A 20,906-nucleotide genomic window follows, 5' to 3' on the forward strand; every position below is an offset into this window, starting at 1 on the left:
CATGACCCGGGAGCCTCCGATCAGCAGCACCGTGACCCCACACCCGCCGCGGCTCTACCGTGCCCCCGAACACCGGCTGGCCGCGGGGGTGGCCGCCGGCATCGCGGACCACCTCGGCATCTCGGTGGTCCGGGTCCGGGTGGCCTTCATGGTGCTGCTCGGGCTGAGCGGCCTGGGCCTGCTGCTCTACGCGGCCTTCTGGGCGGTGGTCCCGCTGCGCCCCGGCGACGCCGTACCGCCCCGCCGGGACCTCGCCCAGCTCCTGCCGTTCGTCGCGATCGGGCTGGGCGTGCTGCTGACGCAGGTGATGGTCTTCGATTCGGTGGGCGCGGCCGGCACCGCCGGCTGGCTGGTTGCGATCATCGCGGTCGGCGCCGGGGTGATCTGGCACCAGTCCGCCCCGGAGCGTCGTCGGCAGTGGGGCGAGTCGATGCCGGTGCCGTGGCTCGGCGCGGTGGTGGACGAGAGCGACCGGCGGGCCTTCGTGCTCCGTTTCGTCGGCGGCGGCGTGCTGGTGGCGGTCGGCATCATCGGCGTGGCGGCGGTCTACTCGCCGGCGCAGAACTTCGACGCTGTGATCAACGGCGTGATCTTCGCGCTGGTCGGGCTGGCCGGGGTCGGCGTGGTGGCCGCGCCCGTGCTCTGGCGGACCTGGAACCAGCTCCGCTCGGAGCGGGAGGGGCGCATCCGCGAGCAGGAGCGCGCCGAGTTGGCCGCGATGGTGCACGACCAGGTGCTGCACACCCTGGCCCTGATCCAGCGCAACGCCAGCGACGTCAAGACGGTTCAGCGGCTGGCCCGGGGCCAGGAACGGTCGCTGCGGAACTGGCTCTACAAGCCGACCGGCTCACCGACCGAGCGCTTCGCCGCGGCGCTGGAACAGGCCGCCGCCGAGGTGGAGGACACATTCGCCATCACGGTGGAGGCGGTGGTGGTCGGTGACCGGGAGACGGACGAGCGGGTCGGCGCGCTGGTCGCCGCGGCCCGGGAGGCGCTGGTGAACGCCGCGCGGCACGGCGGGGTCCAGACGGTCTCGCTCTACGCGGAGGTGGAGCCGGACCAGGTCAGCGTCTTCGTGCGGGACCGGGGCAAGGGCTTCGACCCGGATACCGTGGAGGATCACCGGCACGGCGTCCGAGGGTCGATCATCGGACGGATGAAGCGGCACGGTGGCCGGGCGGAGATCCGGTCCGCGCCGGGGGAGGGGACCGAGGTGCGGCTGATCCTGCCGATCACCGGCACCGGCTCCGCGACGGAAAGGGACAGATGACCATGGCCGAGCACGGACCGGTCGAGGGGGCGCAGCCCCGGGACGGGCGGTTGCGGGTGTTCCTCGTCGACGACCACGCCATGTTCCGGGCGGGCGTACGCGCCGAGCTCGGCGGCCACCTGGAGGTGGTGGGCGAGGCGAGCACGGTGACCGAGGCGGTCACCCGGATCGCCGCCACCCAGCCCGACGTGGTGCTGCTCGACGTGCACATGCCGGATGGCGGTGGCCGGGCGGTGCTGGACGCGATGCGGCGTACCCACCCGCAGGTGAAGTTCCTCGCGCTGAGCGTGTCGGACGCGGCCGAGGACGTGATCGGGCTGATCCGGGCCGGCGCCCGGGGGTACGTCACGAAGACCATCTCGCCGGACGAGCTGACCGACGCCATCCGGCGGGTGGCCGACGGCGACGCGGTGTTCAGCCCGCGGTTGGCCGGGTTCGTGTTGGACGCGTTCGCGGCCCGGCCGGACGCGCCGGTGGCCGATCCGGAGCTGGACCAGCTCACCAACCGGGAGCGCGAGGTGCTCCGGCTGCTGGCCCGGGGGTACGCGTACAAGGAGATCGCCAAGGAGCTGTTCATCTCGATCAAGACGGTCGAGACGCACGTGTCGAACGTGCTCCGCAAGCTCCAGATGTCCAACCGGTATGAGCTGTCCCGGTGGGCGGCGGACCGCCGACTGGTGTGAGCGGGTGAGGGACCCTGACCGTTTCCGCCCAGGACTCGGTCTCCGTCGGCCGGGTTTTCCTCTTCGCCGGTTGGTGGCCGCCGCCGGTCACTCGGTGCGGAGCACGGTGAACGCCTCGGCCAGCCGGCCGGCGGGCAGCCCGGCGTTGTCGGCCACTGTGGTGAGCCGGTCGCGTACCCAGGTCTCCACGTCGAGGTGCGCGGTCTGCGAGCGGTGGGCCCGCATCGCAGCAACCGTCCGGTCGACGTACGGGGTGACGTCCACGGCGTGGTCCGGGGCGGGGCCGCCGAAGTACCAGATCTCCCGGACCACCCACGGCTGCAGCCCCTCGGCCAGCAGTTCCGGGAAGGCGAAGGGGTTGCGCGCGTCCGGGTAGACCGCGCAGGTGGTGGCCTCGCCGACCGCCAGGTGGTCCGGGTGGCTCGGGCCGGCGAGGTGCTCCCAGCGGCGCAGCGGCGAGCTGGTGAGCACCCGGTCCGGCCGGAACCGCCGGATCGCCGCGGCGACCTGCCCGCGCAGGGCGAGGCTGGGGGTGAGCGTCCCGTCGGCGTGGCCGTCGAGGAAGTCGACCCGGCGTACGCCGACCGCAGCGGCCGCGGCCCGCTGCTCCCGTTCGCGCAGCCGGGGCATCTCCTCGCGCGGTGTGTCGTCGAAGCCGCCGGAGTCGCCCCGGGTCACGATGAGGTACCCGACCTCGATGCCCTCCTCCACCCAGCTGGCGATGGTGCCCGCACAGGCGAAGTCGACATCATCCGGATGGGCAAAAACGGCCAGTGCCCGATGGACGTCGGGCAGCGCCGGAGCGGAGGCAGGGAAGCTCACAGCGACCGAGAGTACGTGCCGTCATCGCCCGGTGTGACCGCCTCTTTCCTGTTCAGCGCGGTACGACTCGCGTATTTAATGATCTTTTCTCAGGTATCGGCAACGTGGCGGCCAACTAACGGCTTGATAACGGCACCTTCACGTAATGGGCCGGTGGGTGTCACAGTGGCAGCACCTCACCCCCGGTGTGGGGCACCCCGTCGGGCCCGCCGACCACGTGACGCCGTCTAATCGTCGCGGAACGTGGCCGTCGACCCTGCGCGGTGCCGCCTCCGAAGGTGGGGAGCCCGGCGGATCGGTACCCCTGGGGTGTCCCGATTTCCTCTGCGGTAAACCGTCGGCCTGTGGTTCGGGCCGCCGGCGGCGTCACCCCCCATACGTGCGTGAAACCCACGACGGAACCAGGTTAGAAAGAGGAGGCCCCTCGGTATGAGAGTCTCGAAGCGGGCGAGCGGCGCCCTCGCGGTGGGCGCGGCGTTCGCGCTCGTCGCGTCCGGCTGCTCCAGCGGCGACAGCGGGAACGGCGGTGACCCCGGCGCCAGCAAGGACGGCGCGATCGTCATCGACGGCGGCCAGCCGGAGAACCCCCTGGTTCCGGCGAACACCACCGAGACCCAGGGCGGCAAGGTCGTCGACTGGTTGTGGACCGGCCTGGTCGAGTACCCGAACAACGGTGGCGCGCCGCAGAACGCGCTGGCCGAGTCGATCGACACGACCGACTCCAAGGTCTTCAAGATCAAGATCAAGCAGAACACCAAGTTCCACGACGGCACCACCGTCAAGGCCGAGAACTTCGTCAAGGCCTGGAACTGGGCGGCGTACGGCCCGAGCGGCGCGCAGAACGCCAGCTTCTTCTCCGACATCCAGGGCTTCTCGGACGTCTACACCGAGGACCCGGACGGCCCGGAGGGCCCGCAGAAGGCCCCGGAGCCGAAGTCCAAGGAGATGTCCGGCCTCAAGGTCGTCGACGACTGGAACTTCGAGGTCACGCTCGCCGCGCCGACCGCCGTGTTCCCGACCAAGCTCGGCTACAGCGCCTTCATGCCGCTGCCGGACGTGTTCTTCACGCAGAAGCCGGAAGAGTTCGGCAAGAAGCCGGTCGGTAACGGCCCGGTCAAGTTCGTGTCGTGGCAGGACGACGTCGAGATCAAGCTGACCCGCTTCGACGACTACAACCTGCGCGACAAGATGAAGATCAAGGACGTCACCGTCAAGCTCTACCAGGACGACACGGCGGCCTACAACGACCTGGTCTCCAACAACCTGGACTTCCAGCAGCAGGTCCCGGTCTCCGCGCTGGCCGGTGACAAGTGGAAGTCGGACCTGGGCGACCGGGCCATCGCTTCCACCACCCCGTCGACGGGCATCATCGCCTTCCCGATCTACGACAAGCGCTTCCAGAACCCGAAGCTGCGTCGGGCGATCTCGATGTCCATCAACCGGCAGGAGATCACCGACAAGATCTTCTTCGGTAACCGCAAGCCGGCCGACAGCTGGGCCAACCCGCTGACCCCGGGTGCCGAGCCGGGCAACTGCACCGCCTGCAAGTTCGACGTCACCGAGGCCAAGAAGCTCCTCAACGAGGCCGGTGGCTTCCAGGGCAAGCTGACCCTGTCGTACAACGCGGACGCCAGCCACAAGGCGTGGATGGAGGCCGTCGCCCAGCAGATCAAGACCAACCTGGGTATCGACGCCGTCGCCGTCGGTGTGCCGACCTTCGCGGTCTTCCGGGCGAACATCAACGCCCACAAGATGACCGGTGCCTACCGGGCCGGCTGGCAGCAGGACTACCCGGACGTGGAGAACTGGATCAACCCGCTCTACGTGACCGGTGGCTCCTCGAACGACGGCAAGTACAGCAACCCGCAGGTCGACGCCCTCGCCAAGGAGGCCTCCGCGGCCGCCAGCATCGAGGAGTCGCACAAGAAGTTCGCTGAGGCCGTCAAGCTCATCGACCAGGACGTTCCGTCGATGCCGATCTACTTCCAGGGCCAGCAGTCCGGCCACTCGGAGAAGATCAAGAAGATGGAGCTGAGCAACGTCGGCGAGATCGACATCACCTCGGTCGAGCTCTGATCCGAACGGTCTGACCCCGGGTCGGGCTCGCCTACCGGTGAGCCCGACCCGGGGCCGTTCCGCGAGGGGTGTACAACAAACCCCTCGCACGTTGTCACCACCCGTGTCGGCCGTCCGACGCGCGCCCCCTGTCTGGAGGACCACCCCATGGGCCGTTATCTCTTGAGACGGCTGCTGCAACTCGTGCCGGTCTTCATCGGCACGACGTTCCTGATCTACTGGCTCGTCTGGTCGGTGCCGGGCGACCCGTTCGCCGGCAAGTGCGGCGACCGCGGTTGTCCGCCCAACTTCCGAGCGATGATGACCGAGAAGTACCATCTCGACCAGTCGATCTGGGTGCAGTACGCCAGCTACATGAAGAACCTTTTCCAGGGTGACTTCGGCATCACGTTCAGCGGTCGTTCGATCAACGACATCATCGTGACGTCGTACCCCAACACCCTGAAGCTGGCGGTGGTCGCGCTCGCCATCGAGGCCGTCATCGGTCTCGGCGCCGGCGTGCTGACCGGTCTCCGACGCAACGGCTTCCTGGACAACCTGGTCCTGGTCTCCACCCTCTTCCTGATCGCGCTGCCGGTCTTCGTGGTCGGCTTCGTGCTGCAGTGGCTCTTCGGCGTCAAGTGGGGCATCGTCACCCCGACGGTCTCCAACGAGATGCGTTTCTCCGAGCTGATCGTCCCGGGCTTCGTGCTCGGCAGCGCCTCGATGGCGTACATCGCCCGGGTGGCGCGGACCAGCATCGCGGAGAACCGCCGCGCCGACTACGTCCGCACCGCCATCGCCAAGGGGCTGCCCATGCGCCGGGTGGTGGGCGTGCACCTGCTGCGTAACTCGCTGATCCCGGTCGTCACCCTGCTCGGCACCGACCTCGGCGCCCTGATGGGTGGCGCGATCGTCACCGAGGGCATCTTCGGCATCAACGGGATCGGCCGCCAGGTCCTCCGGGCCATCGTCACCAAGGAGAGCGCTACGGTTGTCTCCATCGTGGTGGTCCTGGTGCTCGTCTATCTCCTGATGAACCTGCTGGTGGACCTGCTCTACGCCGCCCTGGACCCGAGGATCCGCTATGAGTGACCCGAGTGCCGCTTCGATCGTCAGCACCCCCCGCCCCGAGCAGCCGACCGAGTTCGGCGCCCCGACCAACGCCGGCCTGCCGGCCAGCGCGAAGCAGCAGAAGCCGCGTGGCCTGCTCGCCGACGCCTGGCTGGACCTGCGCCGCAAGCCGCTGTTCTGGATCTCGGCGGTGTTCATCGCCCTGTTCGTGGTGATGGCGGCGTTCCCGTCCCTGTTCACCTCTGGCGACGCCGTGAACGGTGCGCTGTCGCACAGCCGGGTGGAGCCCTCGGCCGACGCTTGGTTCGGCTACGACGTGCAGGGCCGGGACGTGTTCGCCCGGACGATCTACGGCGCCCGCGCCTCGATCGTGGTGGCCCTGCTCTCCACCATCGGCACGCTGCTGATCGGTGGCACCATGGGCATCATCGCCGGCTACAAGGGCGGCTGGGTCGACGGTGTGCTCTCCCGGATCGCCGACATCTTCTTCGGCCTGCCCTTCGTGCTCGGCGCGATCGTCATCCTGACCACGTTCAACGGCTCGGGCACGGACAACAACGAGTGGCAGATCATGGGCCTGGTGATCATGTCGTTGGTCGTGCTGAGCTGGCCGGTCGTGATGCGGCTGATGCGCTCGTCGGTGCTCGCCACCAAGGAGGCCGACTACATCGTGGCGGCCCGGGCGCTGGGCGCGGGCAGCGGCCGGATCATCCTCAAGCACCTGCTGCCGAACTGCCTGGCGCCGCTGCTGGTCTACGGGACGATCATGGTCGGCTCCTTCATCGGCGCCGAGGCCACCCTGTCCTTCCTGGGCATCGGCCTGAAGACGCCGGTCGTGTCGTGGGGCATCATGATCAGTGAGGCGCAGAACTACATCCGGGTCTCGCCCTTCCTGCTGTTCTTCCCCGCCGCGTTCCTCGTCGCCGCCGTGCTCAGCTTCGTGACGCTCGGTGAAGCGGTCCGCGAGGCCCTCGATCCGAAACTCCGCTAGGGGAGACTGAGTTGTCCGACATTCTCGTGTCCGAGCAGTCCGCGCCGGGCTTTGGTGGCTCCGGTCGCCCCTCCGGCCGCCTGCTCGAGGTCGAAGACCTGCGGGTGGAGTTCCGCACCAGGGACGGCGTCGCCAAGGTCATCAATGGGGTCACGTACCACGTCAACGCGGGGGAGACCCTCGCCGTGCTTGGCGAGTCGGGCTCCGGCAAGAGCGTCACCGCGCAGACCATCATGGGCATCCTGGACACCCCGCCGGGCTTCGTCACCGGTGGTCAGGTCCGCTTCCACGGCAAGGACATGCTCAAGATGTCCGCCGAGGCGCGCCGCCGCATCCGCGGCGAGGGCATCGCGATGATCTTCCAGGACTCGCTCTCCGCGTTGAACCCGGTCTTCACCGTCGGTTTCCAGATCGCTGAGCAGTTCCGCATCCGGCGCGGTTTGAGCCGCGCGGACGCCAAGAAGCGCGCGATCGAGATGCTCGACCAGGTCAAGATCCCGAACGCCAAGGGCCGGTACAGCAACTACCCGCACCAGTTCTCCGGTGGCATGCGGCAGCGCGCGATGATCGCGATGTCGCTGGCGCTCGACCCGGAGGTGCTGATCGCGGACGAGCCGACCACCGCGCTGGACGTGACCGTGCAGGCCCAGATCATGGACCTGCTCGGCGAGCTCCAGCGGGAGCGGCAGATGGGCATGATCCTGATCACCCACGACCTCGGCGTGGTCGCCGACGTCGCGGACCGGATCGCGGTCATGTACGCCGGCCGGATCGTCGAGGAAGCCGACGTGTACGACCTGTACGCCAAGCCGGCGCACCCGTACACCCTCGGCCTGCTCAACTCGATTCCGCGGATGGACGAGAAGGGGCAGGAGCTCCGCACCATCAAGGGGCTGCCGCCGAACCTGATGAACATCCCGCCGGGCTGCCCGTTCAACCCGCGCTGCCCCATGGCGCAGCCGGTGTGCCGGGAGAAGCTGCCCCCGCTGCTGCAGATCGGCCGCGCTCGGGCCAGCGCCTGCCACTTCGCCGAGGAGCTCGTGAACCGTGACTGAGAACATCATCGAGGTCCGTGACCTGGTCAAGCACTACCCCGTCACCCGCGGGGTGGTGTTCAAGAAGACCATCGGTCAGGTCAAGGCGGTCGACGGCGTCTCCTTCGACCTGAAGGCCGGCGAGACGCTGGGCGTGGTGGGCGAGTCGGGCTGCGGCAAGTCGACGCTGGCCCGGGTCCTGATGAACCTGGAGAAGCCGACCGCCGGCAGCGTGCGCTACAAGGGGCAGGACATCTCCAAGCTCTCCGGCGGGGCGCTGCGGCGGCTGCGCCGGCAGATCCAGCTGGTGATGCAGGACCCGTACACCTCGCTGAACCCCCGGATGACGGTGGGTGACCTGATCGGTGAGCCGTTCGAGATCCACCCCGAGGTGGCCCCGAAGGGCAGTCGCCGGAACAAGGTCAAGGAGCTGCTCGACCTGGTCGGCCTCAACCCGGAGCACATCAACCGGTACCCGCACCAGTTCTCCGGCGGCCAGCGGCAGCGCATCGGCATCGCCCGGGCGCTGGCGCTGCGGCCCGAGGTGATCGTCTGCGACGAGCCGGTCTCGGCCCTTGACGTGTCGATCCAGGCGCAGGTGATGAACCTGCTGGAGAAGCTCCAGAACGAGTTCGGCCTGTCGTACGTCTTCATCGCCCACGACCTGTCGGTCGTGCGCCACCTCTCCGACCGGGTCGCGGTGATGTACCTGGGCAAGATGGTGGAGGTCGGCACCGAGGACGAGATCTACGAGCGGCCGACCCACCCGTACACCCAGGCGCTGCTCTCGGCGGTGCCGGTGCCGGACCCGACGCTGCGGGAGAACAAGGCGATCATCCGGCTCACCGGTGACGTCCCCTCCCCGGTCAGCCCGCCCTCGGGCTGCCGGTTCCGCACCCGCTGCTGGAAGGCGCAGGACATCTGCGCCCGAGAGGTGCCGCTGCTGCAGATCCGGCGGGGCACGGACCACCCGAGCGCCTGCCACTTCGCGGAGAAGCGGGAGATCGTCGCCACCCACGAGGCGTGATCGCTCCGGACCGCCTGCCGGCGTCAGCTCGACGCCGGCGGGCGGTTCGTCGTATCCGGGCCCGGCCGCGGCGGCCCGCCGGGTCGGCACCGCCCTCCTCACAGCGGGCCGCGACCGGCCCGGAGCAGCAGCAGCGCGAGCTGCGTCCCGTCCGCGCCCAGCGCCTGCCGGAACCGCTCCAGGATCTCCCGCTCCCGGGAGAGCACCAGGCGGGTGCCGCCGGAGGCGAGCCGGGTGGCCCCCACCTCCTGGGAGAGGGCGGCCCGCTCCTGCCACAGCGCGATGATGGTCCGGTCGATCTCGTCGATCCGCTCCCGGATCGCCACGATCCGCTCGGCGGCCGCCGAGTCGCCGGTGCCGGTCCGGGCGGTCGCGGCCGCCGTGGGACCCGTGTCGGCCCGGTCGTGGTTCTTCGCCAGGCTGCCGCTCTGTTCCGCCACGTCAGTCATCGTCGTCGTACCCCTCGGGTGTCGGGCCCGGTGCCCGGATCCCGGGACGAAAAAGCCCCGGGCTCCGAGAGCCCGGGGCTTTTCGCAGGTCTTGTGATCAGGCGCGACCTACGGCTGCCGGACTCCCGGTGCCGTAGTAAAAGTAGAAGCGCTGACCGAACACGTCGTCGAGTATGCCGACTCTCGGCCGGGGCGCGCAAGGATTCCCGCCAACAGGTGGGACGGGGCACGATTCCGCCCCGGGTGACGGCTTCGTCTCGTCCCGGGCGTGCGCGGGCGGGAAGTGTCCGTCCGGCGGCATAGACTCGCCGTGCGATGCATCCTCTCTTCGACATCCCCGCGTCCCCGCCCGCGCCGGAGCCGACCCCGCCGCACCGGCCCGGGTCCTACGACGACTCCAGCGCGGCTGGCGGCCACAATTCGGCCTCCGCGCCGCTACGCGGCGCTTCGGACCGAATGAAGGCCGGTCTGTCGCCGCGCCGCGACCTGGAGCCGTCGGCCGCCCGGCTGGATCCGCAGGCCCTCCTCGCCGGGCTGAACGGTCCGCAGCGCGACGCCGTCACCCATGCCGGTTCGCCCCTGCTGATCGTGGCCGGCGCCGGCTCCGGCAAGACCCGGGTGCTGACCAACCGGATCGCGTACCTGCTCGCCGCGCGGGGCGTGCACCCGGGCGAGATCATCGCGATCACCTTCACCAACAAGGCCGCCGGCGAGATGAAGGAGCGGGTGGCCGCCCTGGTCGGGCCGCGGGCCCGGCTGATGTGGGTGTCGACGTTCCACTCCGCCTGCGTCCGGATCCTGCGCGCCGAGCACGAGCACGCCGGGCTGAAGTCGACCTTCTCGATCTACGATGCGGACGACTCGCGCCGGCTGATGCAGATGGTGGCCCGGGAGCTCGACCTCGACCCGAAGCGCTACCCGGCGCGCGGGCTCGCCGCCCAGGTCTCCAACCTCAAGAACGAGCTGGTCGACCCGGAGGCGTTCGCCGCCCGGGCCAAGGGCCCCAACGAGCGGGCGCTGGCCGAGGCGTACACGCTCTACCAGCGTCGGCTGCGCGAGGCGCACGCGCTCGACTTCGACGACCTGATCATGGCGACGGTGCACCTGCTCCAGTCGCACCCGCACGTCGCGGAGAGCTACCGACGCCGGTTCCGGCACGTCCTGGTCGACGAGTACCAGGACACCAACCACGCCCAGTACGTGCTGATCAAGGAGCTGGTCTCCGGCACCGAGGGGGTCGAGCCGGCCGAGCTCTGCGTGGTCGGCGACGCCGACCAGTCGATCTACGCGTTCCGGGGCGCGACCATCCGCAACATCCTGGAGTTCGAGCGGGACTTCACCGACGCCCGGACGATCCTGCTGGAGCAGAACTACCGCTCGACCCAGACCATCCTCAACGCCGCCAACGCGGTGATCGACCGGAACACCTCCCGCAAGCCCAAGCGGCTCTGGAGCGACGCCGGGCCCGGCGAGCAGATCGTGGCGTACGTCGCGGACACCGAGCACGCCGAGGCGGACTGGGTGGCCCGGGAGATCGACCGGCTGGTCGACGGCGGCGAGACCCGCCCCGGCGACGTCGCGGTCTTCTACCGCACCAACGCCCAGTCCCGGGTCTTCGAGGAGGTGTTCATCCGGGTCGGCCTGCCGTACAAGGTGGTCGGCGGGGTGCGCTTCTACGAGCGCAAGGAGGTCCGCGACGCGCTGGCCTACCTGCGCGCGGTGGTCAACGACGATGACACGGTCAGCCTGCGCCGGATCCTCAACACCCCCCGGCGGGGCATCGGCGACCGGGCCGAGGCGTGCGTGGAGGCGCTCTCCAGCCGGGACCGGATCTCCTTCGGGGCGGCGCTGCGCCGGGCCAAGGACGCGCCGGGCATCTCCACCCGGGCCGCCAACGGCATCGCCGACTTCGTCGCGCTGCTCGACGGCGCCCGGGAGCTGGCCGAGACCGGCACCCCGGAGGAGGTGCTGGAGGCGCTGCTGACCCGCTCGGGCTACCTGACCGAGCTGGAGGAGAGCCTCGACCCGCAGGACGCCGGCCGGGTGGACAACCTCCAGGAGCTGGTCAGCGTCGCCCGGGAGTACACCGAGCGGATCGAGGCGCTGGGCGAGGAGGGGGAGCGGGCCACCCTGGCCGGCTTCCTGGAGCAGGTGGCGCTGGTCGCCGACGCCGACCAGATCCCCTCCGACGACCCGGACCATCAGGGCGTGGTCACCCTGATGACCCTGCACACCGCGAAGGGCCTGGAGTTCCCGGTGGTCTTCCTGACCGGCCTGGAGGACGGTGTCTTCCCGCACCTGCGGTCGCTCGGCGACACCCAGGAGCTGGAGGAGGAGCGCCGGCTCGCGTACGTGGGCATCACCCGGGCCCGGCAGCGGCTCTACCTGTCCCGTACGGTCACCCGCTCAGCGTGGGGGCAGCCGGCCTACAATCCGCCGTCGCGGTTCCTGGAGGAGCTGCCGCCGGATCTGGTCCGGTGGGAGCGCACCGAGGGGTCGTACACCTCGTGGGCCGGCGGGGGCGGCGGCGTCGGCGGCCGGGCGGACCGCGCGCCCGGCGGGCGGGGCGGCTTCACCGGCGGCACCCCGAAGGCGGCGCAACTGGCGAAGCGGCTCGGCGTGGACGGCAGCCGACTGGCCACCGCCAGCGAGCTGCCCCAGGTACCGAAGGTGGCGGCCGGCGACCGGGTCAACCACCAGCGCTACGGCCTGGGCCGGGTGCTCGCCGTGGAGGGGCACGGTCCGGGCGCCCGGGCGCAGATCGACTTCGGCGACCAGACCATGTGGCTGGTGCTGCGGCACGCCCCGATCGACAAGCTCTGAGCGACAACGGGCCCGGCCCGGCGAACCGCCGGACCGGGCCCGGTCTCCTGCTCTGCGACCGTGTAGGTCACCGCATCTGGGCCTTCTGCCATGATCTTGGGATGGGCAGCGACGAAGAGACGTTGACGGGGAACGTCACGACCGGTGTGGTACGCGTCGGAGACACCGTTCGTCGTCCCGTCGGGCCGTGGACCGACACCGTCGACGCCCTGCTGGAGCACCTGCATGCGGTGGGGTTCATCGCGGCCCCTCGTCCCTTGGGCAGGCTTGGTGACGTGTCAAGACTGGCTCTGGCCACCATGTTGGGCCGCCGCACCAGAGCCATGTACGACATGCTGCGCGAGGGTGCCCAGCAGCAACGCCAGCCATGGGCCAGGATCTGGACCGAAGACGGCCCGTACTGGCTGGCCACAACCAAGTACCTCGACGAACACCGCGATGCATGGCAGGCCGCGCTGGAATGATCGTCGGCCAGCCCGAAAGCCCTTGCCCAAACAGAACCGCCGACTGTTCATGCCGCCGGTAACGGATCACCCGGCACGGCTCCGGCGACCCGACCCCGGGAACTGACGGTTCCGACCGTCAGCAGGCCACGTCGATGCCCCGGGCGCGCAGGAACGGCGCCGGGTCGATCTGGTTCCACATGGCGCCCTTGTGCACCTCGAAGTGCAGGTGCGGGCCGGTGGCGTCGCCGGTGGCGCCCTCGTAGCCGATCACCTCGCCGGCGCTGACCTTCTCGCCCACACTGACCGCGATGCGGCTCTGGTGGGCGTAGTGGGTCAGGTAGCCGTTGCCGTGGTCGATGAAGACGGAGTTGCCGTACCCGTCGCCGACGTCGCCGGCCTTGACCACCGTGCCCGCGGCGGCGGCGTGGATCGGGGTGCCGGCGGGCATCGCGAAGTCGATGCCGGCGTGCAAGGTGCCCCACCGCTGCCCGTAGCAGGAGGTGATCTCGGCCCCCTTCATCGGGATCACCCAGGTGGGCTTCGGCTTGGCGGTCGGCTTCGGCTTGGCGGTGGCCGCGTTCTTCGTCGGCTTCGGGCTTGCCGTCGAAGGGCTCGGCGACGGGCTGGCCGGGGTCGCGGACGGGGTGACCGGGCCGGTCGACTCGCGCACGGAGCGGTCGGCGCGGGCGGCGGCCTCGGCGCGGGCCTGGGCGTCGAAGTCGACGGCGGCGGGGGTCGGTGTGCCGTGGTCGGTGGTGGCGACGGAGACGCCGCCGAGGCCGAGGCCGATCAGCGCCACCGCGCCGACCAGGAAGTATGTGGTGCGTCGACCCGTCCGCTTGGGCGCCCGGTGCCGGGGGATGTCCTGCGTGTTCTCGTTCTGGACGGAGCTGTCTTCCTGCACGGCGGACCTTCACAGTCGAGGGGCACTTGACCTCGAAATACTGGTGTCGGCCCGGTCGGTGCCGGGTAGGGGCTCCGGAGGGCGGCCGAGGGCTGGTGGCGGCACCCGCCCGGTTTCGTCCCGCACGGGGGTTCTGACCCGGAAAAGGATCATGTTCTGCTGTGTCTCCGCTCACAGTTGAGCCTGTGACCCGGCAGACTTCGGGCCAACGAAAACCGCCCGGATCGAGTGATCCGGGCGGTGAACGGGCGATACCCAGCGTCAGGACGCGGCTACCTCGCTGTAGATTGCCTCGATTTGGTTCTTGATGTCCACTCCGCGGTCCTCGAGCCACGGCACCGGGTCCAGTGGCTGCCCGTTGACATGGATCTCCAGGTGCAGGTGCGAGCCGTAGGAGTGCCCCGTGTTGCCGACCAGGCCGAGCTGGTCGCCGGCCTTGACCTGCTGGCCCTCCTGCACGCTCACCGCTGAGGAGTGGCCGTAGATGGCCTCGCTGCCGTCCGGGTGCTGGACGATCACCGCGTAGCCGTAGCCGCCGAACCAGCCGGCCTTGGTGACGGTGCCGGCGTGGATCGCGACGTACGGGGTGCCCTCGGGGGCGACCAGGTCGACGCCGGTGTGCAGCTTGCCCCAGCGCATGCCGTAGGGCGAGTTGAAGTCGTAGCCCTGCAGGGGGAGCAGCCAGACGTCCTGCTCGGCCCCGGCCTTGGCGACCCGGCTGTCCCGGGTGGCGCGGTCGGCGGCGTCGGTACGGGCCGCCGCGTCCTGGCTGGTGATCGAGGCCTGCTTGAGCTCGTCGAGGACCGACGGGCTGACGCTCTTGGCGTCGGGGAGGGCGTTCGCGCCGAGGGCGACGATGCCGGCCCCGACGAAGGCGGTGGTGACGACCGCGGCGTAGCGGCTCCGCGGGGGGGTGGGTACGCGGCGGCGGCCGCGATATCTATCGGGCTCAGACGACAGGCGCTGGCGCACGCACACCCTCCGTTGTCGGGGTTCCGATGCGGTCGGCCGGCGCCCGTGAAGCTCGGATGAACGTCGGCTGGCCGCGTCGTCACCCGTCCGTGGACCTGATGACAACCGTGGCCACGTTAGCCAACTGCCACTCCAGTCACAAGCCGAAGCGCCGAATTGGTGTTTCGTTCTGTCCCTTTCCGTCCGTTGATGTCATAGCTCGCGCCGCCGGATGGACGGCCCGTTGACCACCCGTTCGTCGCGCACAGTGACCGTTCGGCGGAGGCGTCCGACTTCCGGCCGGTGCGGTGCGAGGCTATGGGTGCAGCCCGGGTTCCCGGCCCCGGGGCGGCCGGGTTACCGTTCGTTCAGGTGAATAGCCGCGGAGCCGGTGAAAGGTGTGCGCTGATGAGCTCTCGTATCCGGGTCGTCGTCGCGAAGCCCGGCCTGGACGGCCACGACCGAGGCGCGAAGGTCGTCGCGCGCGCCCTGCGGGACGCCGGCATGGAGGTCATCTACACCGGCCTGCACCAGACCCCGGAGCAGATCGTGGAGACCGCGATCCAGGAGGACGCCGACGCGGTCGGCCTCTCCGTGCTCTCCGGGGCGCACATGACCCTCTTCAAGCGGGTACTGGAGCTGCTCGCCGCGCGGGACGCTCGCGACATCGTGGTCTTCGGTGGCGGCATCATCCCGGACGCCGACATCCCGGAGCTGGAGCGGCTGGGCGTGGCCAAGATCTTCACGCCGGGCGCCACCACCCAGTCCATCGTCGAATGGGTCCGGCAGAACGTCGCCCAGCCGGTCGCCTGACCGAAACGGGGCGTTCGACGGCGGCGTCGTCGCGGGGCGGGAATGACCGGAGCGCGGACAGGGGGAAGGGCCGGACGCACCCCTCACACGTCCGGCCCTTCTATGCACGATGCCCCGCCGCCACCCCTCGACCGACAGGGCATCGGCCGTCTCCCGTCATCGCACTGAATCAGCGCTCCGACATCAGACTCAACGATGCCCCCACGGCAGGGTTACGCATCTTCCACAACATCCCCCGGACGGCTGAACCGACATTCGCGGCGGCCGCGGCGACGCTCCTCCGCCGGGCCCGCGCCCGGCCCTCTCCCGGTCCGATGCCAAGCCCGTTCGGCTTGATCCACTCCGGATCCGCCATGGTGGGCTGGCCGGGCGAGTCCGACAGCCCACCTCGGCGACATGGAGCCGACCGTGGGCGCGGCGGGGGTCCGGGCGGGTCGGCGCCGCGTCAACCGGGGGTCCTTCCCGCCGCGCCGCTGGCCTACCCTGTGGCTCCCCGCACCGCGTTCCGCGGTCGACGATCCCGCCGGGAGCCCGCCGTGAACCAGCCGCCGCACCCGCAACCGAACCCCGCCGACGGGTGGCCGCCGGCCCCACCGGCCACCGGCTGGCCGCAGCAGGGGCAGCCGGGCGGGCCGGGCCCTGGGTGGTCGGGGCCGCCGCCGGGTGGGCCGGGGTGGTCGGGGCCGCCGCAGCAGGGGTATCCGGGCGGGCCGGGTCCGGGGTGGTCGGGGCCGCCGCAGGCGTACGCCGGTGGTGGGTGGCCGCCGCCGGGCGGGCCGGCGCAGTTACCGCCGCCCTGGCAGCCCCCGGCGGCGCGACGGGCGAAGCGGATCCCGGAGGACCAGCCGTTCGTCGCCCGGCCGAGTCTGCGCAAGCGGGCGCTGGCCCTGGGCGGCCTGACCCTGCTGATCGGGCTGGTGATCGCCTGCCCGATGGGGCTGGCCGCGTCGTCCGAGAACGGCGGCGCGGAGATCCTGCTCGCCGTACCGCTGATCATGTTCTTCTTCGCCCTGGTGGTCGGTCTCCAGCTCTGGCTGGTCTCGTCCGGCGGTCCGGTGCTCGCGGTGGGCCCGGCCGGGCTCTGGATCAAGACCCGGCCGACCCGGGGGCAGGCGATCTGGCTGCCGTGGGAGGCGATCGACCAGATCTACCGGCGGCGCTGGGGGCTGGAGAAGATGCTCTGCGTGCGGGCGCGCGACCCGCGGGCCGGCGGCGACCTGGGCGCGTTCACCGCGCTCGACGCGGGGATGCAGCAGGCCTTCTTCGGCACCGGCTTCACCGCCACGGTCAACTTCGCCGACCGGTCGGAGCAGGAGATCATGACGGCGGTGGTCCACTACTCGGCCGGCCGCTGCCGGGTGGCCTGACCGGTCGGGCCGGCGGCTGTGCATTACCGCACACCCCGCACCCGCTCGGTTGCCCCCGGTTCCCATCTCGTTAGGCTGCGGCAAATGACCTGTCTCATCTGATGACAGGCGTCAAACTGATTTTCCAACGCTGGTGGCGGCGCGACGGCGCGCCGCGGAGACGGGACGGGACGCGCAATCGTGGACCTGTACGAGTACCAGGGGCGGGACCTGTTCGAGCGGCACGGGTTGCCCGTGCTCGCCGGCGGCGTCGCCACTACCCCGGAGGAGGCCCGCGCGATCGCCGAACGCCTCGGCGGTCGGGTGGTCGTCAAGGCGCAGGTGAAGGTCGGCGGCCGAGGCAAGGCCGGCGGCGTCAAGCTGGCCGAGGGCGCGGAGGAGACGGTGGCCCGGGCCACCGACATTCTCGGCATGGACATCAAGGGTCACACGGTTCACAAGGTCATGATCACCGTGACCGCGGACGTGGCCGAGGAGTACTACTTCTCGTACCTGCTCGACCGGGCGAACCGCACCTTCCTCTGCATCGCCAGCGTCGCCGGCGGCATGGACATCGAGCAGGTCGCCGCCGAGACCCCGGACAAGGTGGTCAAGGCCCCGATCGACGCCAACACCGGCGTCGACGAGGCGAAGGCCCGCGAGATCGTGACCGCCGCCCGCTTCCCGGCCGAGGTCGCCGACCAGGTCGTCGACATCGCGGTCAAGCTGTGGCAGGCGTTCGTCGCCGAGGACGCCACGCTGGTCGAGGTGAACCCGCTGGCGAAGAACGCGGACGGCAAGCTGCTGCTGCTCGACGCCAAGGTCACCCTGGACGAGAACGCCGCGTTCCGGCACCCGGACCACGAGGCCCTGGTCGACCAGGCCTCGGTGGATCCGCTGGAGCAGGCGGCCAAGGAGAAGGACCTCAACTACGTCAAGCTCGACGGCGAGGTCGGCATCATCGGCAACGGCGCGGGTCTGGTCATGTCGACCCTCGACGTGGTCGCGTACGCCGGTGAGCGGCACGGCGGCGTCAAGCCGGCGAACTTCCTCGACATCGGCGGTGGCGCGAGCGCCGCGGTGATGGCGAACGGCCTCGAGATCGTCCTGTCGGACCCGTCGGTGAAGAGCGTCTTCGTGAACGTCTTCGGCGGCATCACCGCCTGCGACGAGGTCGCCAACGGCATCATCCAGGCGCTGGGGCTGCTCGAGCAGCGGGGCGAGAAGATCACCAAGCCGCTCGTCGTCCGCCTCGACGGCAACAACGCCGAGGCCGGTCGGGCGATCCTCGACGGCGCGAACAACCCGCTCGTGCAGCGGGTGGACACCATGGACGGCGCGGCCGAGCGGGCCGCCGAGCTGGCAGCTGCGGGGGTCTGATCATGGCTATCTGGCTGACCAAGGACTCCAAGGTCATCGTGCAGGGGATGACCGGTTCCGAGGGTTCCAAGCACACCCGGCGGATGCTCGCCGCCGGCACCAACGTGGTCGGCGGCGTCAACCCGCGCAAGGCGGGTCAGACGGTCGACTTCGACGGCACCGAGCTGCCGGTCTTCGCGTCCGTCGCGGACGCCATCAAGGAGACCGGGGCCGACGTCACGGTCATCTTCGTGCCGCCGCAGTTCACCAAGGGCGCGGTCGTCGAGGCGATCGACGCCGGCATCGACCTGGCCGTGGTGATCACCGAGGGCGTCCCGGTGCACGACACCGCCGCCTTCTGGGCGTACAACGTGGCCAAGGGCGAGCGGACCCGGATCATCGGGCCGAACTGCCCGGGCATCGCCTCGCCGGGCGCCTCCAACGCCGGCATCATCCCGGCCGACATCACCGGCACCGGCCGGATCGGCCTGGTCAGCAAGAGCGGCACGCTGACCTACCAGATGATGTACGAGCTGCGTGACATCGGCTTCTCGACCTGCGTCGGCATCGGCGGTGACCCGATCATCGGGACCACGCACATCGACGCCCTGGCCGCGTTCGAGGCCGACCCGGAGACCGACGCCATCGTGATGATCGGTGAGATCGGTGGCGACGCCGAGGAGCGGGCCGCCGAGTTCATCAAGGCCAATGTCACCAAGCCGGTGGTCGGTTACATCGCCGGTTTCACCGCGCCGCCCGGCAAGACCATGGGTCACGCCGGCGCGATCATCTCCGGCTCGGCGGGCACCGCCGAGGCGAAGAAGGAGGCCCTCGAGGCCGTCGGCGTGAAGGTCGGCAAGACCCCGACCGAGACCGCCAAGCTGATGCGGGAGATCATGTCCGCCGGCTGAGCCGTACGTGACATGTTGAGGGGGTCGACCGGATGCGGTCGGCCCCCTCACCTGTACCAGTACAGGCCGCGGCCGCTGGCCCGCCAGATCGCGCTGCCGACGATGTTGATCACGCCGAACGCGATGGCCAGGTAGCCGAGCACCGGGGACTTGCCGAACCGTTTCGCGTCCCGGATCGAGAGCCAGCCGAAGACGATGCCGAGGATGCCGCAGCAGATCAGGCCGAGGACGATGCCCAGTACGCCCCAGAGGGTGGTGCGGTCCCGGCCGGCGGCCGGCGGCGGTGGCGGCGGCGGATACGGAGCGTTCACGGCTTCCTCCGAGCGGTCGGTGCCGCGACAGGAAGGTCGCGTCCTGGGCCGAGGCTAAACCGGATCGGGGCGGGGAAGCCGGTGGATCACCGAACTCGCCGCCCTCTGGGGCCGGTGTCGGACTGCCGCCGCTCGTGCGGCATGCCAGAGTAGAGCGGATGTCACCCGTCACCCCTGACCAGCCCCGCCGCCCCGCCGCCGGAGTCGCCGCCGACACCCGGCCGCCCGGCCGCGCCCGGTCGGCGTCCCGGGTGCCCGCGGCCCGGTCGGGGGAGACGCCGCGCGGCCGGGCGCCGCTGCCCGTCGCCGCCGGCGTGGCGGCCGGCTGGGCGGCTCTCACGTCCTGGCTGCCGGTCACCGTCGTGCTCGGCCTGGCCCAGCTCAGTGAGGACGCCGGATCGCTGTCGGGGGCGCTGCGCACCGGGCTGGCCGGCTGGCTGCTCGGCCACGGGGTGCCGCTGGAGACCGCCGCCGGCCCGCTCGGCCTGGCCCCGCTGGCGCTGGCCGCGCTGGCGGTCTGGCGGTTGACCCGGGCCGGGGTGCACGTCAGCCGGGCCATCGGCGCCCGCGCCGGTCGCTCGCCGCGGCAGGCGCTCGCGGTCGCGGTCGCGGTCGGCATCGGGTACGCGCTGCTCGGCGCCCTCGCCGCGATCGTCGTCGGCGCGGGCGGCCCGCGAGTGTCCCCGGTCCGGGCGGCGGTCACCTTCGCGGTCTTCGGCGCACTGTCGGCGCTGGTCGGCGCGTTGCGTACCACGGGCGTGTCGGTGCTGCTCGCCCGGCGTTCCCCGCCGCCGCTGCGGGACGGGGTGCGGACCGGGCTGGTCGCCGGGCTGCTGCTGCTCGGCGCGGGCGCCGGGGCGGCCGGCCTGTCGGTGGCGACCGGCGGCGGCGACGCCGCCGACATGATCGGGGCGTACCGGACCGGGGTGGCCGGTCAGGCGGGCATCACCCTGGTCAGCCTCGCGTACGCGCCGAACGCCACCGTCTGGTCGGCCGCCTACCTGCTCGGCCCCGGGTTCGCCGTCGGCACCGACACGGCGGTGCGGACCAGCGAGGTCTCCGTCGGCGCGCTGCCGGCCGTACCGCTGCTGGCCGGGCTGCCGCGCGGGCCGGTCGACGGGCTCGGCGCCGGACTGCTCGCGGTGCCGGTGCTGGCCGGGATGGCCGCCGGCTGGCTGCTCGCCCGGCGGCTGCTGCGCGTGGCCGCCGAGGACCGCGTGGTGGTCGGCTGGGGGCCGCTGCTCGCCCCGGCGGCGCTCGCCGGACCGGTCGCCGGCCTGCTGCTCGGCGCGGCCGCCGCTGCCTCCGGCGGGTCGCTCGGCGGTGGCCGGCTGGCCGAGGTCGGCCCGGTGCCCTGGCAGGTGGCCGGGATGGCCGCCGTGGTCGTGGCGGCCGGCGCGCTGCTCGGCGCCGCCGGCACCAAGCTCCTCGCCCGCCCCGCCGCCCCGGCCCGCTCCGCCCACCCCGATCCCGGCGCCCACCGCCCAGCGGTGCCCCGCCCGCCGGCCGGGCCGCGCTGAGCAGGACGTTCACGTCCGGGACGTCCCGTCCCGCGACGCGCACCGCTTGATCGACGCCGATCGGCGGGCGGCGTGCCGGGCGGGGCCGGACACGGCGAGGGGCGCCCGGCCACGCCG

Annotated in this window: 18 protein-coding genes and 1 pseudogene; 14 read left to right on the plus strand and 5 right to left on the minus strand. The window is 71.2% G+C overall.

Annotated elements, in window-relative coordinates:
• The first annotated feature begins 1 nt into the window (after position 1).
• Together GA0070613_RS13330 and GA0070613_RS13335 are read left to right on the plus strand one after the other, a co-directional pair.
• The gene (locus tag GA0070613_RS13330; RefSeq protein WP_089012590.1) at positions 2-1,270 is read left to right on the plus strand and encodes an ATP-binding protein; all 1,269 of its coding nucleotides are present in this window, start codon (positions 2-4) and stop codon (positions 1,268-1,270) included.
• Between the two features lie 2 nt (positions 1,271-1,272).
• Positions 1,273-1,953, plus strand: a complete 681-nt coding sequence (locus GA0070613_RS13335; protein WP_089012591.1) for a response regulator — start codon at positions 1,273-1,275, stop codon at positions 1,951-1,953.
• Positions 1,954-2,040: 87 nt separating this feature from the next.
• Here GA0070613_RS13335 and GA0070613_RS33950 read toward each other — a convergent pair whose 3' ends face one another.
• Positions 2,041-2,775, minus strand: coding sequence for a PIG-L deacetylase family protein (locus GA0070613_RS33950; protein ID WP_269459039.1), 735 nt, complete (start codon positions 2,773-2,775; stop codon positions 2,041-2,043).
• Between the two features lie 429 nt (positions 2,776-3,204).
• Between GA0070613_RS33950 and GA0070613_RS13345 the strand changes: the two genes are divergently transcribed.
• The 5 genes from GA0070613_RS13345 to GA0070613_RS13365 all read left to right on the plus strand — a co-directional run bounded on the left by GA0070613_RS13345 (position 3,205) and on the right by GA0070613_RS13365 (position 8,956).
• Entirely contained in the window at positions 3,205-4,851 is a 1,647-nt protein-coding gene (locus tag GA0070613_RS13345) for a peptide ABC transporter substrate-binding protein (RefSeq protein ID WP_089012592.1), read from the plus strand.
• Positions 4,852-4,998: 147 nt separating this feature from the next.
• Positions 4,999-5,925: an ABC transporter permease gene (locus tag GA0070613_RS13350; RefSeq protein WP_089012593.1), complete on the plus strand. Its 927-nt coding sequence runs from the start codon at positions 4,999-5,001 to the stop codon at positions 5,923-5,925.
• Entirely contained in the window at positions 5,918-6,895 is a 978-nt protein-coding gene (locus tag GA0070613_RS13355) for an ABC transporter permease (protein ID WP_089012594.1), read from the plus strand. The genes GA0070613_RS13350 and GA0070613_RS13355 overlap by 8 nt, the downstream gene beginning before the upstream one ends.
• 26 nt (positions 6,896-6,921) lie before the next feature.
• A complete protein-coding gene (locus GA0070613_RS13360) occupies positions 6,922-7,950 on the plus strand; it encodes an ABC transporter ATP-binding protein (RefSeq protein WP_089012595.1) in 1,029 nt (342 codons plus the stop codon).
• A complete protein-coding gene (locus GA0070613_RS13365) occupies positions 7,943-8,956 on the plus strand; it encodes an ABC transporter ATP-binding protein (RefSeq protein ID WP_089012596.1) in 1,014 nt (337 codons plus the stop codon). The genes GA0070613_RS13360 and GA0070613_RS13365 overlap by 8 nt, the downstream gene beginning before the upstream one ends.
• A gap of 98 nt (positions 8,957-9,054) precedes the next feature.
• Here the strand turns inward: GA0070613_RS13365 and GA0070613_RS13370 are convergent, their stop codons facing one another.
• On the minus strand, positions 9,055-9,405 hold the full coding sequence (locus GA0070613_RS13370) for a chorismate mutase (RefSeq protein ID WP_089012597.1): 351 nt from the start codon (positions 9,403-9,405) through the stop codon (positions 9,055-9,057).
• A 315-nt stretch (positions 9,406-9,720) separates the two neighbouring features.
• Between GA0070613_RS13370 and pcrA the strand changes: the two genes are divergently transcribed.
• Positions 9,721-12,228, plus strand: a complete 2,508-nt coding sequence (pcrA, locus tag GA0070613_RS13375; protein ID WP_089012598.1) for a DNA helicase PcrA — start codon at positions 9,721-9,723, stop codon at positions 12,226-12,228.
• Between the two features lie 101 nt (positions 12,229-12,329).
• Positions 12,330-12,491: pseudogene (locus GA0070613_RS34185) on the plus strand (aminoglycoside phosphotransferase family protein); the annotation flags it as partial.
• A gap of 319 nt (positions 12,492-12,810) precedes the next feature.
• Here the strand turns inward: GA0070613_RS34185 and GA0070613_RS13385 are convergent.
• A complete protein-coding gene (locus GA0070613_RS13385; RefSeq protein WP_089012600.1) occupies positions 12,811-13,578 on the minus strand; it encodes a M23 family metallopeptidase in 768 nt (255 codons plus the stop codon).
• Between the two features lie 261 nt (positions 13,579-13,839).
• Positions 13,840-14,550 (minus strand): M23 family metallopeptidase, encoded by a 711-nt coding sequence (locus GA0070613_RS13390; protein ID WP_089012601.1) that lies wholly within the window; start codon positions 14,548-14,550, stop codon positions 13,840-13,842.
• Between the two features lie 387 nt (positions 14,551-14,937).
• Here GA0070613_RS13390 and GA0070613_RS13395 point away from each other — a divergent pair, with 387 nt between their 5' ends.
• From GA0070613_RS13395 to sucD, 4 genes are all read left to right on the plus strand, one after another.
• Positions 14,938-15,342: a cobalamin B12-binding domain-containing protein gene (locus tag GA0070613_RS13395; RefSeq protein ID WP_089012602.1), complete on the plus strand. Its 405-nt coding sequence runs from the start codon at positions 14,938-14,940 to the stop codon at positions 15,340-15,342.
• Between the two features lie 536 nt (positions 15,343-15,878).
• The gene (locus GA0070613_RS32055) at positions 15,879-16,709 is read left to right on the plus strand and encodes a hypothetical protein (RefSeq protein WP_157746352.1); all 831 of its coding nucleotides are present in this window, start codon (positions 15,879-15,881) and stop codon (positions 16,707-16,709) included.
• Positions 16,710-16,889: 180 nt separating this feature from the next.
• Positions 16,890-18,068, plus strand: coding sequence for an ADP-forming succinate--CoA ligase subunit beta (gene sucC, locus GA0070613_RS13410; RefSeq protein WP_089012604.1), 1,179 nt, complete (start codon positions 16,890-16,892; stop codon positions 18,066-18,068).
• A gap of 2 nt (positions 18,069-18,070) precedes the next feature.
• Positions 18,071-18,958, plus strand: coding sequence for a succinate--CoA ligase subunit alpha (gene sucD, locus GA0070613_RS13415; RefSeq protein WP_089012605.1), 888 nt, complete (start codon positions 18,071-18,073; stop codon positions 18,956-18,958).
• 47 nt (positions 18,959-19,005) lie between these two features.
• Here sucD and GA0070613_RS13420 read toward each other — a convergent pair whose 3' ends face one another.
• Positions 19,006-19,269, minus strand: a complete 264-nt coding sequence (locus GA0070613_RS13420; RefSeq protein ID WP_089012606.1) for a hypothetical protein — start codon at positions 19,267-19,269, stop codon at positions 19,006-19,008.
• A gap of 158 nt (positions 19,270-19,427) precedes the next feature.
• Here GA0070613_RS13420 and GA0070613_RS13425 point away from each other — a divergent pair, with 158 nt between their 5' ends.
• The gene (locus tag GA0070613_RS13425) at positions 19,428-20,789 is read left to right on the plus strand and encodes a cell division protein PerM (RefSeq protein ID WP_231929769.1); all 1,362 of its coding nucleotides are present in this window, start codon (positions 19,428-19,430) and stop codon (positions 20,787-20,789) included.
• Positions 20,790-20,906: the final 117 nt, after the last annotated feature.

It is taken from the genome of Micromonospora inositola (genome assembly GCF_900090285.1).
Lineage (GTDB): Bacteria > Actinomycetota > Actinomycetes > Mycobacteriales > Micromonosporaceae > Micromonospora > Micromonospora inositola.

What these genes read in the sequence shown, in the direction of transcription:
- GA0070613_RS13330 (WP_089012590.1), top strand. Translation starts at nt 2, where the DNA reads ATGACCCGGGAGCCTCCGATCAGCAGCACCGTGACCCCACACCCGCCG.
- GA0070613_RS13335 (WP_089012591.1), top strand. Translation starts at nt 1,273, where the DNA reads ATGGCCGAGCACGGACCGGTCGAGGGGGCGCAGCCCCGGGACGGGCGG.
- GA0070613_RS13345 (WP_089012592.1), top strand. Translation starts at nt 3,205, where the DNA reads ATGAGAGTCTCGAAGCGGGCGAGCGGCGCCCTCGCGGTGGGCGCGGCG.
- GA0070613_RS13350 (WP_089012593.1), top strand. Translation starts at nt 4,999, where the DNA reads ATGGGCCGTTATCTCTTGAGACGGCTGCTGCAACTCGTGCCGGTCTTC.
- GA0070613_RS13355 (WP_089012594.1), top strand. Translation starts at nt 5,918, where the DNA reads ATGAGTGACCCGAGTGCCGCTTCGATCGTCAGCACCCCCCGCCCCGAG.
- GA0070613_RS13370 (WP_089012597.1), bottom strand. Translation starts at nt 9,405, where the DNA reads ATGACTGACGTGGCGGAACAGAGCGGCAGCCTGGCGAAGAACCACGAC.
- pcrA (WP_089012598.1), top strand. Translation starts at nt 9,721, where the DNA reads ATGCATCCTCTCTTCGACATCCCCGCGTCCCCGCCCGCGCCGGAGCCG.
- GA0070613_RS13395 (WP_089012602.1), top strand. Translation starts at nt 14,938, where the DNA reads ATGAGCTCTCGTATCCGGGTCGTCGTCGCGAAGCCCGGCCTGGACGGC.
- sucD (WP_089012605.1), top strand. Translation starts at nt 18,071, where the DNA reads ATGGCTATCTGGCTGACCAAGGACTCCAAGGTCATCGTGCAGGGGATG.
- GA0070613_RS13425 (WP_231929769.1), top strand. Translation starts at nt 19,428, where the DNA reads ATGTCACCCGTCACCCCTGACCAGCCCCGCCGCCCCGCCGCCGGAGTC.